The 15,629-nt window shown below is 61.2% G+C and carries 13 protein-coding genes; 10 read left to right on the forward strand and 3 right to left on the reverse strand.

Translation table 11 applies throughout. The features are described from left to right. Positions 1-177: 177 nt before the first annotated feature. The 5 genes from lon (at position 178) to SSARUM2_RS04780 (ending at position 6,170) form a co-directional block, all read left to right on the forward strand. Positions 178-2,532, forward strand: a complete 2,355-nt coding sequence (gene lon / locus SSARUM2_RS04760; RefSeq protein ID WP_033653263.1) for an endopeptidase La — start codon at positions 178-180, stop codon at positions 2,530-2,532. Between the two features lie 216 nt (positions 2,533-2,748). Continuing rightward, positions 2,749-3,021 (forward strand): nucleoid-associated protein HU-beta, encoded by a 273-nt coding sequence (gene hupB, locus SSARUM2_RS04765; protein WP_004940351.1) that lies wholly within the window; start codon positions 2,749-2,751, stop codon positions 3,019-3,021. A gap of 178 nt (positions 3,022-3,199) precedes the next feature. Then, positions 3,200-5,083 carry a peptidylprolyl isomerase gene (ppiD, locus tag SSARUM2_RS04770; RefSeq protein ID WP_033637316.1) on the forward strand — a complete coding sequence of 628 codons (1,884 nt, stop codon included), beginning with the start codon at positions 3,200-3,202 and terminating at the stop codon, positions 5,081-5,083. A gap of 138 nt (positions 5,084-5,221) precedes the next feature. After that, on the forward strand, positions 5,222-5,602 hold the full coding sequence (locus SSARUM2_RS04775; RefSeq protein WP_041033647.1) for a helix-hairpin-helix domain-containing protein: 381 nt from the start codon (positions 5,222-5,224) through the stop codon (positions 5,600-5,602). A gap of 154 nt (positions 5,603-5,756) precedes the next feature. Continuing rightward, entirely contained in the window at positions 5,757-6,170 is a 414-nt protein-coding gene (locus SSARUM2_RS04780; RefSeq protein ID WP_033637318.1) for a YbgC/FadM family acyl-CoA thioesterase, read from the forward strand. Between the two features lie 42 nt (positions 6,171-6,212). Here the strand turns inward: SSARUM2_RS04780 and queC are convergent, their stop codons facing one another. Together queC and SSARUM2_RS04790 are read right to left on the reverse strand one after the other, a co-directional pair. Next, positions 6,213-6,911, reverse strand: coding sequence for a 7-cyano-7-deazaguanine synthase QueC (queC, locus tag SSARUM2_RS04785; protein ID WP_004940343.1), 699 nt, complete (start codon positions 6,909-6,911; stop codon positions 6,213-6,215). Positions 6,912-7,025: 114 nt separating this feature from the next. Further along, positions 7,026-8,741 carry an SgrR family transcriptional regulator gene (locus SSARUM2_RS04790; RefSeq protein WP_041033649.1) on the reverse strand — a complete coding sequence of 572 codons (1,716 nt, stop codon included), beginning with the start codon at positions 8,739-8,741 and terminating at the stop codon, positions 7,026-7,028. Positions 8,742-8,845: 104 nt separating this feature from the next. On the opposite strand from SSARUM2_RS04790, the gene cof reads away from it, so the two are divergent. Then, positions 8,846-9,670 (forward strand): HMP-PP phosphatase, encoded by an 825-nt coding sequence (cof, locus tag SSARUM2_RS04795; protein WP_033647299.1) that lies wholly within the window; start codon positions 8,846-8,848, stop codon positions 9,668-9,670. Positions 9,671-9,730: 60 nt separating this feature from the next. Here the strand turns inward: cof and SSARUM2_RS04800 are convergent, their stop codons facing one another. Beyond that, positions 9,731-10,771 carry a PLP-dependent cysteine synthase family protein gene (locus SSARUM2_RS04800; RefSeq protein WP_060439022.1) on the reverse strand — a complete coding sequence of 347 codons (1,041 nt, stop codon included), beginning with the start codon at positions 10,769-10,771 and terminating at the stop codon, positions 9,731-9,733. A gap of 122 nt (positions 10,772-10,893) precedes the next feature. Between SSARUM2_RS04800 and SSARUM2_RS04805 the strand changes: the two genes are divergently transcribed. From SSARUM2_RS04805 to glnK, 4 genes are all read left to right on the forward strand, one after another. Continuing rightward, positions 10,894-11,355, forward strand: a complete 462-nt coding sequence (locus SSARUM2_RS04805; RefSeq protein WP_004940330.1) for an Lrp/AsnC family transcriptional regulator — start codon at positions 10,894-10,896, stop codon at positions 11,353-11,355. Positions 11,356-11,447: 92 nt separating this feature from the next. Then, positions 11,448-13,223, forward strand: a complete 1,776-nt coding sequence (gene smdA, locus SSARUM2_RS04810; protein WP_060439021.1) for a multidrug efflux ABC transporter permease/ATP-binding subunit SmdA — start codon at positions 11,448-11,450, stop codon at positions 13,221-13,223. Next, positions 13,216-14,994: a multidrug efflux ABC transporter permease/ATP-binding subunit SmdB gene (gene smdB / locus SSARUM2_RS04815; protein WP_060420377.1), complete on the forward strand. Its 1,779-nt coding sequence runs from the start codon at positions 13,216-13,218 to the stop codon at positions 14,992-14,994. Before smdA ends, smdB begins: the two co-directional genes overlap by 8 nt. Before the next feature lie 278 nt (positions 14,995-15,272). Beyond that, the gene (gene glnK, locus SSARUM2_RS04820; RefSeq protein ID WP_004940327.1) at positions 15,273-15,611 is read left to right on the forward strand and encodes a P-II family nitrogen regulator; all 339 of its coding nucleotides are present in this window, start codon (positions 15,273-15,275) and stop codon (positions 15,609-15,611) included. The last annotated feature ends 18 nt before the right edge of the window (positions 15,612-15,629 follow it).

The raw sequence follows: 15,629 nt of genomic DNA on the forward strand, positions 1-15,629 counted from the left end.
GGCGTTATCAGCAAAATGGGGGATTTTATCCCCCATTTCTTTTTCCTGCATTCTTGCCGTTGAATGTAAGAGATTCATCCCCATATACTCGTTAACCAGATTTTATGAAACGTTAGATGCTTGCGTCTCATGAGATTCCCCCTCAACCTGGCGGAAATTAAACTAAGAGAGAGCTCTATGAACCCTGAGCGTTCCGAACGCATTGAAATCCCCGTTCTGCCATTGCGCGACGTGGTGGTTTATCCGCACATGGTGATCCCGTTATTTGTTGGCCGGGAAAAATCGATTCGGTGCCTCGAAGCCGCAATGGATCACGATAAGAAGATCATGCTGGTGGCACAGAAAGAGGCCTCAACGGATGAACCTGGCATTAACGACTTGTTCTCGGTTGGCACCGTAGCGTCGATCCTGCAGATGCTGAAGCTGCCGGACGGCACGGTAAAAGTGCTGGTCGAGGGGCTGCAGCGCGCGCGCATCACTACGCTGTCCGACAGCGGTGAGCATTTCGCCGCGCAGGCGGAATACCTTGAGTCGCCGTCGATCGACGAGCGCGAGCAGGAAGTGCTGGTGCGCACCGCGATCAATCAGTTTGAAGGCTATATCAAGCTGAACAAAAAAATCCCGCCGGAGGTGCTGACTTCACTGAACAGCATCGACGACGCCGCGCGCCTGGCGGACACCATCGCCGCCCACATGCCGCTGAAACTCAGCGACAAGCAGTCGGTGCTCGAGATGTCCGACATCACCGAGCGCCTGGAATACCTGATGGCGATGATGGAATCGGAGATCGACCTGCTGCAGGTCGAGAAACGCATCCGCAACCGCGTCAAGAAGCAGATGGAGAAGAGCCAGCGCGAGTACTATCTGAATGAGCAGATGAAGGCGATTCAGAAAGAACTGGGCGAGATGGACGACGCGCCGGACGAGCACGAAGCGCTGAAGCGCAAGATCGATGCGGCGAAAATGCCGAAAGAGGCGCGCGAGAAAACCGAAGCGGAACTGCAAAAGCTGAAGATGATGTCGCCGATGTCGGCGGAAGCGACCGTGGTGCGCGGCTACATCGACTGGATGCTGCAGGTGCCGTGGAATGCGCGCAGCAAGGTGAAAAAAGACCTGAACAAGGCGCAGGAAGTGCTCGATACCGATCACTACGGCTTGGAGCGCGTCAAGGATCGCATTCTCGAGTACCTCGCGGTGCAGAGCCGCGTCAGCAAAATCAAGGGGCCGATCCTGTGTCTGGTGGGGCCGCCGGGCGTGGGTAAAACCTCGCTGGGGCAGTCGATCGCCAAAGCGACCGGCCGCCAGTACGTGCGCATGGCGCTGGGCGGCGTGCGTGACGAAGCGGAAATCCGCGGCCACCGTCGTACCTACATCGGTTCGATGCCGGGCAAACTGATCCAGAAGATGGCCAAGGTCGGGGTGAAGAACCCGCTGTTCCTGCTGGATGAGATCGACAAGATGTCTTCCGACATGCGCGGCGATCCGGCCTCCGCTCTGCTGGAGGTGCTGGATCCGGAACAGAACGTGGCGTTCAACGACCACTACCTGGAAGTGGATTACGATCTGTCCGACGTGATGTTCGTCGCCACCTCGAACTCGATGAACATTCCTGCGCCGCTGCTGGACCGTATGGAAGTGATCCGCCTGTCGGGTTACACCGAGGACGAGAAGCTCAACATCGCCAAGCAGCACCTGCTGCCGAAGCAGCTTGAGCGCAACGCGCTGAAAAAAGGCGAGCTGACGGTCGACGACAGCGCCATCATCGGCATCATTCGCTTCTACACCCGTGAAGCCGGGGTGCGCAGCCTAGAGCGTGAAATCTCCAAGCTGTGCCGTAAAGCGGTGAAAACGCTGCTGATGGACAAGAAGCTCAAGCATCTCGAGATCAACGGCGACAACCTGAAGGATTACCTGGGCGTGCAGCGCGTCGATTACGGCCGTGCGGATACCGAAAACCGCGTGGGCGAAGTCACCGGGCTGGCGTGGACGGAAGTGGGCGGCGATCTGCTGACCATCGAAACCGCCTGCGTGCCGGGCAAAGGCAAGCTGACCTACACCGGTTCCCTGGGGGAAGTGATGCAGGAATCGATTCAGGCGGCGCTGACCGTGGTGCGCGCGCGCGCGGAGAAATTGGGCATCAACGCCGATTTCTACGAGAAACGCGACATCCACGTGCACGTGCCGGAAGGGGCGACGCCGAAAGACGGCCCGAGCGCCGGTATTGCGATGTGCACCGCGCTGGTCTCCTGCCTGACCGGCAACCCGGTACGCGCCGATGTGGCGATGACCGGGGAGATCACGCTGCGCGGCCAGGTGTTGCCGATCGGCGGCCTGAAAGAGAAGCTGTTGGCGGCGCATCGCGGCGGCATCAAAACCGTGCTGATCCCTTACGAGAACAAGCGCGATCTGGAAGAGATTCCGGACAATGTTATCGCCGATCTGGAGATTCATCCGGTGCAGCGAATCGATGAAGTTTTGAACATTGCGTTGCAAAACCCGGCCTTCGGCGCACTGCCGGTAGCGGCAAAATAGTGACGAATCGCAAAAACCATTGATAAAACTTATACTGGCAAGCCATTTCGGACTTGCCAGTATTTTTTTGTACCGCTAAGTTAGATCTCTGTCGGCCCGCGTTTTGCCACGCAGTCGGTGGCTTGCCAAGGTTCGATGGGATTGATATAACAGCTGCGCTGTCGCAACCGTAGGGATTTTTCGGTGCGACGATAGAATTCTAGAGGGGATGATAGAGTGAATAAGTCACAACTGATCGACAAGATTGCCGCAGGTGCTGATATTTCCAAAGCGGCAGCGGGACGTGCTTTAGACGCAGTAATCGCTTCCGTTACCGACTCTCTGAAAGCAGGGGATGACGTGGCTCTGGTAGGTTTCGGTTCCTTCACCGTGCGTGAACGTTCGGCTCGTACCGGCCGCAACCCGCAGACCGGTAAAGAGATCAAAATCGCGGCAGCCAAAGTACCGGCCTTCCGTGCAGGGAAAGCGCTGAAAGACGCTGTAAACTGATTTAGCGTCTAACCGTTTAGCGTAACAGGGTTTTGTAATAAACAATCACCTGACGCAGCGGTGCTGGTAAGGTAAGATACAAGGCGCATCGGACTGATGCGCTTTTTTTATTTTTGTCGCAGGGAACGCGCCTGCACAAGGGTTGTTAATCCACATCACAGCGGAGTGTTGTCACACTATGATGGACAATTTACGCGCGGCTGCTAATCACGTCGTGCTCAAAATCATCCTGGCCCTGATCATCCTGTCATTCGTTCTGACCGGGGTGGGTAACTACCTGATCGGCGGCTCCGGCGATTATGCTGCGAAAGTAAATGGTCAGACGATCGAGCGCGCTCAGCTGGAACAGGCGTTCCAAAGCGAGCGTAGCCGCATGCAGCAGCAGCTGGGTGACCAGTTCTCCGCGCTGGCCGGCAACGAAGGCTATATGCAGCAGATGCGCCGTCAGGTGTTGTCCCAGTTGATCGACAACATGCTGCTCGACCAGTACGCCAAGAAGCTGGGCCTGGCGGTCAGCGACGATCAGATCAAGGACGCCATCCGCAAGGCGCCTTACTTCCAGACCAACGGCCAGTTCGATAACGCCAAATACCTCGACCTGATCGGCCGCATGGGCTACACCGCCGACAACTTCGCGCAGTCGATGCGCCAGCAGTTGGTCAATCAGCAGGTGATCCAGGCCTTCGGCGATTCCGGCTTCGTGCTGCCGTCTGAATCGCAAGCCATGGCGGCGTTGGTGCTGCAGGAGCGCGACGTGCGCTTGGCGACCATCGATTTGAAAGCGCTGCAGGCGAAACAGAGCGCCGGCGACGACGAACTGAAGGCGTATTACGATCAGAACAAGAACAGCTTCATCGCACCTGAGCAGGTGAAGGTGAGCTATATCCCGCTGGACGCTGCGTCCATGCAGGACAAGGTGAAAGTGAGCGAAGAAGACATCAGCGCTTACTACGACCAGCACAAGAGCAGCTACGGCCAGCCGGAGCGTAAAAACTACAGCGTGATCCAGCTGAAAACCGAGGCGGAAGCCAACGCGGCGCTGGACGAGCTGAAGAAGGGCGCCGATTTCGCCACGCTGGCGAAAGAGAAATCCACCGATATCATCTCACGCCGCACCGGCGGCGAGCTGGGTTGGCTGGAGCCGGAAACCACCGCCGACGAACTGAAGCAGGCTAACCTGACCGAGAAAGGGCAGCTGTCCGGCGTGGTGAAGTCTTCCGTCGGCTACCTGATCGTGCGTTTGAACGATATCGAACCTGAGAAAGTGAAGCCGCTGAGCGAAGTGCATGACGCCATCGCCAAGCAGGTGCAGCAGGAGAAAGCGGTAGACGCGTATTACGCGCTGCAGCAGAAGGTGAGCGAAGCGGCGACCAGCGACAACGAATCTCTGGCCTCGGCTGAAGAAGCGGCCGGCGTGAAAGCGGCGCAAAGCGACTGGTTCACCCGTGACAACATTCCTGCCGCGCTGAACTTCAAGCCGGTCGTGCAGGCGATCTTCGACGGCTCGCTGATCGGCGAGAACGGCGCGCCGGGCAGCAACTCCGACGTGATCACCGTAGACGGCGACCGCGCCTTCGTGGTGCGCGTGAGCGGCCACAAGCCGGAAGGCATCGAACCGTTCGACCAGGTGAAAGACCGCGTGGCGGAACTGGTGAAGCGCAACAAGGCGCTGCAGGCAGCGAAACTGCAGGGCGAGAAGCTGCTGGTTGAGCTGAAGCAGGGCAAGGGCGACGAGGCGATGAAAGCCGCCGGCCTGAGCTTTGGCGCCGTGCAGAAGATGGCGCGCGCGCCGGAAGACAGCCAGCTGGTAGAGAGCGTGTTCGCGCTGCCGCACCCGCAGGACGGTAAACCGGTATACGGCATGTCGCAGGATCGTCAGGACAACGTGGTGCTGATCGCGCTCGATGCGGTGAAGCCAGGCACGTTGCCGGAAGACGAAATGAAAACCTTCGTTGGCAAGATGGAAGAGGGCGCGACCGGCGTCTCCTTCGATTCGCTGCTGGCGAGCCTGCGTAAAGAAGCCGAGATCAAAATGGGCGCCGCTGAGCAACAGCCTCAGTAATCGCCGCATTTTTCTGCAACGCAGTGCAACAAACAAAGGCCGCTTTCGCGGCCTTTTCCACATCTGATATCCGCCGATTGCTGAATATCCGCCGCCGCGGCAAGGTAACCGTGCTGTCACACACAAGGAGGATACAGCATGCAACATTCAGAGAAAAAAGCGTTTTTCGGTTACCGTCGTCACGTTAACGCCGCGCTGACCGCGCTGTTGTTATGCCTGGCTGGGCCGGGCGCCGCGGCGGAAAAAACCGAGGCGCCGGCCCCCATGCTCTCAGCACCGGCGAGCAATGGCGGGCAACAGACGATGACCAGGGTGGCCGAAGAAACGGCGGTCAGCATCAATCAGGCTACCGCCGAACAGCTGGCCGCCGCCTTGAGCGGCGTCGGCCTGAAGAAGGCGGAAGGCATCGTGCGCTACCGCGAGCAGAATGGGCCATTCACCCAGGTTGAGCAGTTGCAGGAGGTGCCGGGCATCGGGCCGGCGCTGTTTGAGAAGAACCGCGCCCGGCTGAAAATGTGATCCCGGTCGCGGCTGCGTGGCAAAATGCCGCTGAGGCCGAAACTCCTCTGCTACATTTTACAGGTCTTACCAGTTTGGCGCGTTGACCAAGCGGGCGAGGGAGCCAGCGCGGCTCCCTCTTTCTGTAATCACCAGGCAGGAGCGATCGTTCCCTATGCAAACCTTTATCAAAGTTCGCGGTTATCATCTTGATGTTTACCAGCACGTTAACAATGCTCGCTATCTGGAGTTTCTGGAAGAGGCGCGTTGGGAGTGGCTGGAGAACGAGGCCGGGTTCCGCTGGATGACGGAAAACAACATCGCTTTCATCGTGGTGAACATCAATATCAATTACCGCAGCCCGGCAGTATTGGGGGATAAGCTGCGTATCGACAGCCAGATGGTGCAGCTCAACGGCAAGAGCGGCGTGCTGAGCCAAAAGGTGACGCAGGATCCGGCGGGGACGCCGGTGGCCGACGCGCTGCTGACTTTCGTGTGCGTCGATCTGAAAACGCAGCGTGCGCTGCCGCTCGAGGGGGAACTGCGTGCGCATCTGGAGGCGCTTGTGCCGCAGGAAAACTCACGGTAAACAGGGGGAGAACGGGCGGCAGAAGCTGCCGCCGTCACTGCCTCAGGCCAGACCGGCCTTTTGTTTCAACGCGGCCATCACTTCCGCCTGATTGGCGCGATACTGCGTCAGGCCATTGGCGCGCAGGTTGCAGGCGGCGCACTCGCCGCAGCCGTCACCCTTGATGCCGTTGTAGCAGGTCAGCGTATCCTGGCGCACGCGATCCAGCTGGTGGTAATAGTCCGCCAGCGCCCAGGTCTCGGCCTTGTTCAGCCACATCAGCGGCGTTTCGAAGCGGATATCGCGGGCGATGCCCAGCGTCACCGCCTTGTTCAACGCTTTAACGAACTCGTCGCGGCAATCGGGGTAGCCGGAGAAATCGGTTTCACACACGCCGGTGATCACCGCTTCCGCTTCCACCTGGTAGGCGTAGATCGCCGCCAGCGTCAGGAACAGGATGTTGCGGCCCGGCACGAAGGTGCTCGGCAGCGCATTTTTCTGATTGGGATCGTAGGCGGGAACCGGGATATTGTCACGCGTCAGGCTGCTGACGGCCAGCTCGTTGAGCAGCGTTACGTCCAGCACCTTGTGCGCCTTGGCGCCGAGGGCCACCGACAGCTCCTGAGCCACTTCAATCTCGGCGCGATGGCGCTGGCCGTAATCGAACGTGACGCAGTGAACTTCGTCATACTGTTGCAATGCCTGGATCAAGCAGGTCGTGGAGTCTTGTCCACCGCTGAAAACGACAACCGCGCGCTTCATAAAATCACCTTTTTGGGCTTTGGCCTCTCCCGATACACATTCGGGCGGCAGGATAAAATTGCGTTGCGGCGACAATAGTAGCAGAAAGGGCCGCCAGGCGCAGGGCGGTTCGGCTCAGGCCGGGGCGTCGTCCACCGGCGGCGGCAGCCACGCCTGGCAAAAATCGAACCAGCCGTGAGCGGTCAGCGTGACGCCATGCATGCGCGGCGGCGCGCTGATCTGATACTGGTAGTGAAACAGCGGCGTGATGATGGCGGCGGCCATCAGCCGTTGATAATAAGCCTGCAGTTGTGCGAAGCGCGGTTGCTGCGCCTGCAGCTGCTGGATCTGCCGCAGCGTGTCCTGTTGCTGTTGCCAGCGGCTTTCCGTCAGGATGCCGCGCCACAGCGTATCCTGCCGCAGCCAGCTCTCCAGCGTCGCCTCCGGCGCTTCGCCGATCAGGTTGTCCGCCAGCAGCAGGTCGGCCTGGGCGATCTGTTCCTCGCTTTGCCAGCGCTTGCCGGCGTAGTAGCGCACTTCCAGCTCGCAGCCGTGCTGCGCGAGCAGCCGCTGTAGCGCGGCCGTCACCGTTTCCAGCTCGACCGGCGGCCGATACAGCAGCGTCAGCCGGGCGGGCAGGGCGACGTCCTCTTCGACCTGTTGGCGGGGGATGCGCCAGCCGGGCAGCATTTCATGGCTGGGGGTGATCACGCTGTTGGGGATCGGCAGATGGCTCAGCAGGCCGGACTGCTGGATCAGCATCAGCAGCTTTTGCCCCTGGGCTTCGCTCAGCACGCCGTGGCGCAGGTTCAGCGCCAGATAACACCAGCCCAGGCTCATGCTGCGCTGCACCGGCCGGGCCTGCGCCAAATCGTCTTGTTGACCGATGGTGATGCGCACCGGATGCTGGCAGCTGGTGTAGGGGGCGGCGGTGGGCAGATCGGGAGTGATCCAGTATTCGATGGTGTCCAGATACGGATGCTGCAGGTGGTAACCGGCGTGCTGTTCCAGCCGCACCAGCTGCGGTTCATTCAGCGTCAGCTTGAACGGGCCGGCACCGATGGCCGGCAGCTCCGGGTGGGTCATCAGGCAAGGCAGTTCCGCCAGCCGGTGGGCCAGCCAGTAATCCGGCAGATGCAGATCGAACTGAACGCACAGCGGATGCGGCAGGCTGATGCGCGCGACGTTGGCCAGGCTCGGTTGGCTGCGCGGATGGTGTTGCAGTTTTTCCAGCGTTTGCAGCAGCTGGTGGCCGGTCAACGGTTCGCTGTTGTGCCAGCGCAGCTGGCTGCGCAGAAAGAAGCGCCAGCGCAGGCCGCGATCGCTAATCTGCCAATGGTGCGCCAGATCGGGCTGCGGTTCCGGGTTACCGGTCATCAGGCGCGTCAGCCCGGCGTGCAGGGTCGACACCAGGTGTTGCTCGGCGCGGCCGGTCAGCGTGAGCGGGTCGAGCGCTTCCAGCGTGCGGTAATAGGGAATGCGCAGCGTCGGGCTGCCGGCCTGCCATTGCCCGCCGAGGTGCGGGCTGAGCAGATCCTGCAGGTGCTGCGGATCGAGCTGCGCCATCTCCAGCGCCCCCTGATGGTTGCCCTGTTGCAGCAGCTGTTGCAACAGCTGAGCGCGCAGTTCATCCGGGGTTTTCAGGCAATGCAGGCGAGCGCGTTTGCCCCGGCCGGGCTGCGAATGCCAGCTCAGCCAGCCCTGATCCTGCAGCTGTTGCACCAGCGTGCGGGCGTGCCGCTCGCTGCAGTAGAACATCGCCGCCAGCTCGCCGATGGTCACGGCGACCGGCGCGCTGCCGAGCTGATGGTACAGGCGTTGATATTGGCTGAGGCGGTGAACCAGGCGCATGGGCAGAAATCCGGAACGGTTTTTTCAAATTGTTCACTATTACTTCCGCAAATACCATTCCATACTGCACGGATTGTAATCGCGTTCACATTCAAGAGGTCTTTATGTATCGCCTGGCAGCTTTCGATATGGACGGCACGCTGTTGATGCCGGATCACCGGGTTGGCCCGGAAACGCTGGCGGTGCTGAACCAGCTGGTAGAGCGGGAAATGGTGGTGACGTTCGCCACCGGGCGGCACTACCTCGACGCGCAGCCGATCATGGCGCAGCTGGGGCTGCAGGGGTACCTGATCACCGGCAACGGCACGCGAGTGTATGACAACCGCGGCCAACAGCTGCACGCCACCGATTTGCCGGCGGCGGTCGCCGAAGAGGTGCTGCATCATCATTGGCGCACCCGCGCCAGCATGCATGTGTTCCGCGACGAAGGCTGGCTGACCGAGTTTCCCGTGCCGGAAGAGATGCTGCGGGCGCACCACCTGAGCGGCTTTCGTTTTCAGCTGGCCGACGTGCGCCGCCTGCCGGCGTTCGGCAACAGCAAGGTGTGCTTTGTCGCGCCGCACGAGGAACTGCTGGCGTTGCAGGTGCAGCTGCGGGCGCAGTTGGGTGACGAGGCAGACCTGTGCTTTTCCGCCTACGACTGCCTGGAGGTGCTGCCGCTCGGTTGCAACAAAGGCACGGCGCTGGACCGGCTGAGCCGCCATCTGGGGCTGACGATGGCCGACTGCATGGCGTTCGGCGACGCGATGAACGACAAAGAGATGCTGGGGGCGGTGGGGCACGGCGTGGTGATGGGCAACGCCCTGCCGCAGCTGAAATCCCTGCTGCCGCAGCTACCGGTTATCGGCCATTGCCAGCAGCAGGCGGTGGCCCACTATTTACAACATTGGCTGCGTTCACCTTGCCTCACCTATTCCCCCGAAGAATGAGGTTCTCCTTACAGCCGGCCGGGTATGACTACCCGGCTTTTTTTTATCCGCAGCCTGGCGTTACAAATCCGCCAGCTGCGCCAGATACGGCTGCAGATCGCCGATGTTATTGCTGACCCATTCCGGGTTGTAATAGGTATCCAGATAACGCTCGCCGCTGTCGCACAGCAGGGTGACGATCGACCCTTGCTCGCCGTTTTCCCGCATCTGCTTCGCCAGCTGCAGCGCACCCCAGACGTTGGTGCCGGTGGAAGCGCCAACCTTGCGGCCGAGCACGCCTTCCAGCCAGTGAATGGTGGCGACGCTGGCGGCATCCGGCACCCGCAGCATGTTGTCGACCACCGACGGGATGAACGACGGCTCGGCGCGCGGGCGGCCGATGCCTTCGATACGGCTGCCGCAGTTGCCGATCAGGGTGCGATCGCCGTGGTGGAAGCAGTCATAGAACACCGAATTTTCCGGATCGACCACCGTCAATTGGGTGTCGTGCCCCTGATAGCGGATGTAGCGCCCCAGCGTAGCGGAGGTGCCGCCGGTGCCGGCGCTCATCACGATGTGTTTCGGCACCGGGAAAGGTTCGCGTGCCATCTGGCGGAAGATGCTGTCGGCGATGTTGTTGTTGCCGCGCCAGTCGGTGGCGCGTTCGGCATAGGTGAACTGATCCATATAGTGGCCGTTCAGCTCTTTCGCCAGCTGTTCGGAGGCGGCGTAGATCTGGGCGGCGTGATCGACGAAGTGACAGCGGCCGCCGTAAAAGGCGATCTGCTCCACCTTGCGGCGCGCGGTGCAGGATGGCATCACCGCGATGAACGGCAGGCCGATCAGACGAGCGAAGTAGGCTTCGGACACCGCGGTGCTGCCGGAAGAGGCCTCGATGATGGTGGTGTTCTCGGTGATCCAGCCGTTGCACAGGCCATAAAGGAACAGCGAGCGCGCCAGGCGGTGTTTCAGGCTGCCGGTCGGGTGGGTGCTCTCGTCCTTCAAATACAGGCAGATGCCTGGAAACGCCGGCAGGTTCAGGCGAATCAGGTGCGTATCGGCGGAGCGCTGAAAATCCGCTTCTATTTCACCGATAGCATATTTTACCCAAGAGTTTGTCATGATTTGGCCTCAGAATAGGGGGCTGGTTTATGGCGTAGCATAGCCTGTCGGCAGGAAAAAAGGATTGCCATTTTCCCTGTTTAATCGCCTAATGGGAGAAAATTTTTCTCCTGGTAGCCGCTATGTTAGATAAAACAGACCGTAAGCTGCTGTGCATGCTGCAGCAAGATTGCACCCAGTCGCTGCAGGCGCTGGCCGATGCGGTCAATTTGACCTCGACGCCGTGCTGGAAACGGCTGAAGCGCCTGGAAGACGAGGGCTATATCCGCGGCCGGGTGGCGCTGCTGGATAACGAAAAGCTCGGCCTGGGGCTGACGGCGTTTGTGCTGATCAAGACCCAGCAGCACAGCAGCGAGTGGTATCAGGCGTTTGTGCAGTTGACCAGCCAGATGCCCGAGGTGCTGGCGTTCTACCGCATGGCGGGGGAGTACGATTACCTGATGCAGGTCGAAGTGGCGGACATGAAAAGCTACGACGGCTTTTATAAGCGCCTGGTGAACGGCGTACCGGGCCTCATCGACGTCACCTCGAGCTTTGCCATGGAAAAAATCAAATACACCACTGCATTGCCGGTGCCGGAGTGAAAAGTTCACCGGACGGGCGGCTCAACGGTGGTATCCTGCTCCTCTGAAGCAGAAAAAGAGACAAATCCCATAAAATCCTGGAATCAAACTGCGTGAGATTATTTGCTCAAATCGGCTGGTACTTCCGCCGGGAGTGGCGCCGCTACCTCGGGGCGGTGGTGCTGCTGATCGTCATCGCCATCCTGCAACTGTTGCCGCCTAAGCTGGTCGGCATCATCGTGGACGGCGTCACCGAAAAACAAATGTCTACCGGCGTGCTGATGGCCTGGCTCGGGCTGATGATCGGCACCGCGATCGTCGTTTACCTGCTGCGCTATGTGTGGCGGGTATTGCTGTTCGGCGCGTCCTACCAGCTGGCGGTCGAGCTGCGCGAGAACTTTTACCGCCAGCTCAGCCGGCAAAACCCGGCGTTCTACCTGCGCCACCGCACCGGCGATCTGATGGCGCGCGCCACCAACGACGTGGACCGCGTGGTGTTCGCCGCCGGCGAAGGCGTGCTGACGCTGGTGGATTCGCTGGTGATGGGGTTGGTGGTGCTGGTGGTGATGAGCACCCAAATCAGCTGGCAGCTGACGGTGCTGGCGTTGATCCCGATGCCGCTGATGGCGATCGCCATCAAATATTACGGCGACCAGCTGCACCAGCGCTTTAAATCGGCGCAGGCGGCGTTTTCCAGCCTGAACGATCAGGCGCAGGAAAGCATGACCAGCATCCGCATGATCAAGGCCTTTGGGCTGGAAGATCACCAATCCAACCGCTTTGCCGACGTCGCGGCGCAGACCGGCGCCAAGAACATGCACGTGGCGCGGGTGGATGCGCGCTTCGATCCGACCATTTATATCGCCATCGGCGCCTCTAACCTGCTGGCCATCGGCGGCGGCAGCTGGATGGTGGTGAACGGGTCGCTGACGCTCGGGCAACTGACCAGCTTTGTGATGTACCTCGGCCTGATGATCTGGCCAATGCTGGCGCTGGCCTGGATGTTCAACATCGTCGAGCGCGGCAGCGCGGCCTACAGCCGCATCCGCAGCCTGCTCGACGAGGCGCCGGCGGTGCAGGACGGCCCGCAGGCGCTGCCGGCCGGGCGCGGCGTGCTGGATGCGGATATCCGCGCGTTCCACTACCCGGAAAATCCGCACCCGGCGCTGCATGATGTGGCGCTGACGCTGAAACCGGGGCAGATGCTGGGGCTGTGCGGGCCGACCGGCGCCGGCAAATCGACGCTGCTGTCGCTGATCCAGCGCCAGTTCGACGTCGGTCAAGGGCAGATCCGCTATCACGGCCTGCCGCTGCCGCAGGTCAAACTCGACGACTGGCGTTCGCGGCTGTCGGTGGTGAGCCAGACGCCGTTCCTGTTCTCCGATACCGTGGCGAACAACATCGCGCTGGGTCATCCGGGCGCGACGCAGGCGCAGATCGAACAGGCGGCGCGGTTGGCCAGCGTCCATGAGGACATTCTGCGGCTGCCGCAGGGCTATGACACCGAGGTGGGCGAACGCGGCGTGATGCTGTCGGGCGGGCAGAAACAGCGTATCTCCATTGCGCGCGCGCTGCTGCTGGATGCGGAGATCCTGATCCTCGACGACGCGCTGTCGGCGGTGGACGGCCGCACCGAACACCAGATCCTGCACAACCTGCGCAGCTGGGGGCAAGATCGCACGGTGATCATCAGCGCGCACCGGCTGTCGGCGTTGACCGAAGCCGGCGAGATCCTGGTGATGCAGCACGGTGGCGTGGCGCAGCGCGGCGATCATGCGGCGCTGGCGGCGCAGCCGGGCTGGTATCGCGATATGTACCGTTATCAGCAGCTGGAAGCGGCGCTGGACGAAGCGCCGGAAAACGGCGAGGAGGCGTTGGCCGATGAATAAAGTGCAAAAGCTGTGGCCGACGCTGAAGCGGCTGCTGGCCTACGGCTCGCCGTACCGCAAACCGCTGGGACTGGCGGTGCTGATGCTGTGGATCGCGGCGGCGGCGGAAGTCGCCGGGCCGATCCTGGTGAGCTATTTCATCGATAACTACGTCGCCAAAGGGCAGCTGCCGCTGACGATCGTCGGCGGGCTGGCGGCGGCTTACATTCTGCTGGAGCTGCTGGCGGCGGCGCTGCATTACTTCCAGGCGCTGCTGTTCAACCAGGCTGCGGTGGGCGTGGTGCAGCGGCTGCGCACCGACGTGATGGACGCCGCGCTGCGCCAGCCGCTCAGCGCCTTCGACACGCAGCCGGTCGGGCAATTGATCTCGCGCGTCACCAACGACACCGAGGTGATCAAGGATCTGTACGTGATGGTGGTCTCCACGGTGCTGAAAAGCGCCGCGCTGATCGGCGCCATGCTGGTGGCGATGTTCAGCCTCGACTGGCGCATGGCGCTGGTGGCGGTCTGCATCTTCCCGGCGGTGTTCGTGGTGATGGGCATCTATCAATACTACAGCACGCCGATCGTGCGCCGGGTGCGCAGCTATCTGGCGGACATCAACGACGGCTTCAACGAAGTGATCAACGGCATGGGCGTGATTCAGCAGTTCCGCCAGCAGGTGCGCTTCGGCGAGCGCATGAGCGCTGCCAGCCAGTCGCACTATCTGGCGCGTATGCAGACCCTGCGGCTCGACGGTTTTCTGCTGCGGCCGCTGCTCAGCCTGTTTTCGGCGCTGGTGCTGTGCGGCCTGCTGATGCTGTTCGGCTTCAGCGGCGAAGGCGTGATTGGCGTCGGCGTGCTCTACGCCTTCATCAATTACCTGGGGCGCCTAAACGAACCGCTGATCGAGCTGACTTCGCAGCAGTCGATCCTGCAGCAGGCGGTGGTGGCCGGCGAACGCATCTTCGAGCTGATGGATCGCAGCCAGCAGAGTTACGGCGCCGACGATCGTCCGTTGGCCGGTGGCCGCATCGACATCACCGATCTGAGCTTCGCCTACCGCGCGGACAAAAAGGTGCTGCAGCACATTTCGCTGGCGGTGCCGTCGCGCGGCTTCGTGGCGCTGGTCGGGCATACCGGCAGCGGCAAGAGCACCTTGGCCAACCTGCTGATGGGCTATTACCCGGTCAGCGAGGGGGAAGTGCGCCTCGATGGCCGCCCGATCTCCAGCCTGTCGCACCGCACGCTGCGCCAGGGGGTGGCGATGGTGCAGCAGGATCCGGTGGTGATCGCCGATTCGGTGCTGGCTAACGTCACGCTGGGGCGTAACATCGAGGAAGAGGCCGTGTGGCGGGCGCTGGAAACGGTGCAGCTGGCGGATCTGGTGCGCGGCTTCCCGCAGGGTATTCACACCCGGCTGGGGGAGCAGGGCAATAACCTGTCGGTCGGGCAGAAACAGCTGCTGGCGATGGCGCGAGTATTGGTGCAGGCGCCGCAGATCCTGATCCTCGACGAGGCGACCGCCAATATCGACTCGGGCACCGAACAGGCGATCCAGCGCGCGCTGCGTGCGATCCGCGAGCACACCACGCTGGTGGTGATCGCCCACCGATTGTCGACCATCGTCGATGCCGACTCCATTCTGGTGCTGCATCGCGGCCAGGCGGTGGAGCAGGGCAATCATCAGCAGCTGCTGGCGCAGCAGGGGCGCTACTACCAGATGTACCAGCTGCAGCTGGCGGGCGAGCAGTTGGCGGAAGCGGTGCGCGAGGAGAGCCAACCCGCCTGAACATGGGCCGCGATCGCGGCCCTTGTTTCTTTCCAACGCACCACAAGCAGGCACCCCGCCAGAGCTATGCCCCCTTTCTGCACTCTTTCGACGCGATGCGCACCAAATCAGTGCGCATTATTTAACCCATTCAAGGTATCGGTGCGGCGCTGCGTCGCGGGGGCGCCCGCGCGCCCGCTAATCCGCTGAATCGCCATGAAAAATTAAATTTGGCACAGCCCTTGCTACACAAGAGGCGTACCAGGGGTGAGTTTGGGCTTAATTCGTGGAGGGGCAATATGAAGCTGGTGACCGTGGTAATCAAACCGTTCAAGCTGGAGGACGTGCGCGAGGCCCTGTCCTCCGTGGGCATTCAGGGGTTGACCGTAACCGAAGTGAAGGGCTTTGGCCGCCAGAAGGGGCACGCCGAGCTGTATCGCGGCGCTGAATATAACGTCAACTTCCTGCCCAAGGTCAAAATCGACATCGCCATCGCCGACGATCAGTTGGATGAAGTGGTTGATGTAATTAGCAAAGCCGCCTACACCGGCAAAATCGGCGACGGCAAAATTTTCGTTGCCGAGTTGCAACGCGTGATCCGCATTCGCACCGGCGAAACCGACGAATCGGCACTGTAACCGCGAACTCAGTTAAGT

Origin of the sequence: Serratia sp. K-E0102, from assembly GCF_029962625.1 — a bacterium.
Lineage (GTDB): Bacteria > Pseudomonadota > Gammaproteobacteria > Enterobacterales > Enterobacteriaceae > Serratia > Serratia sarumanii.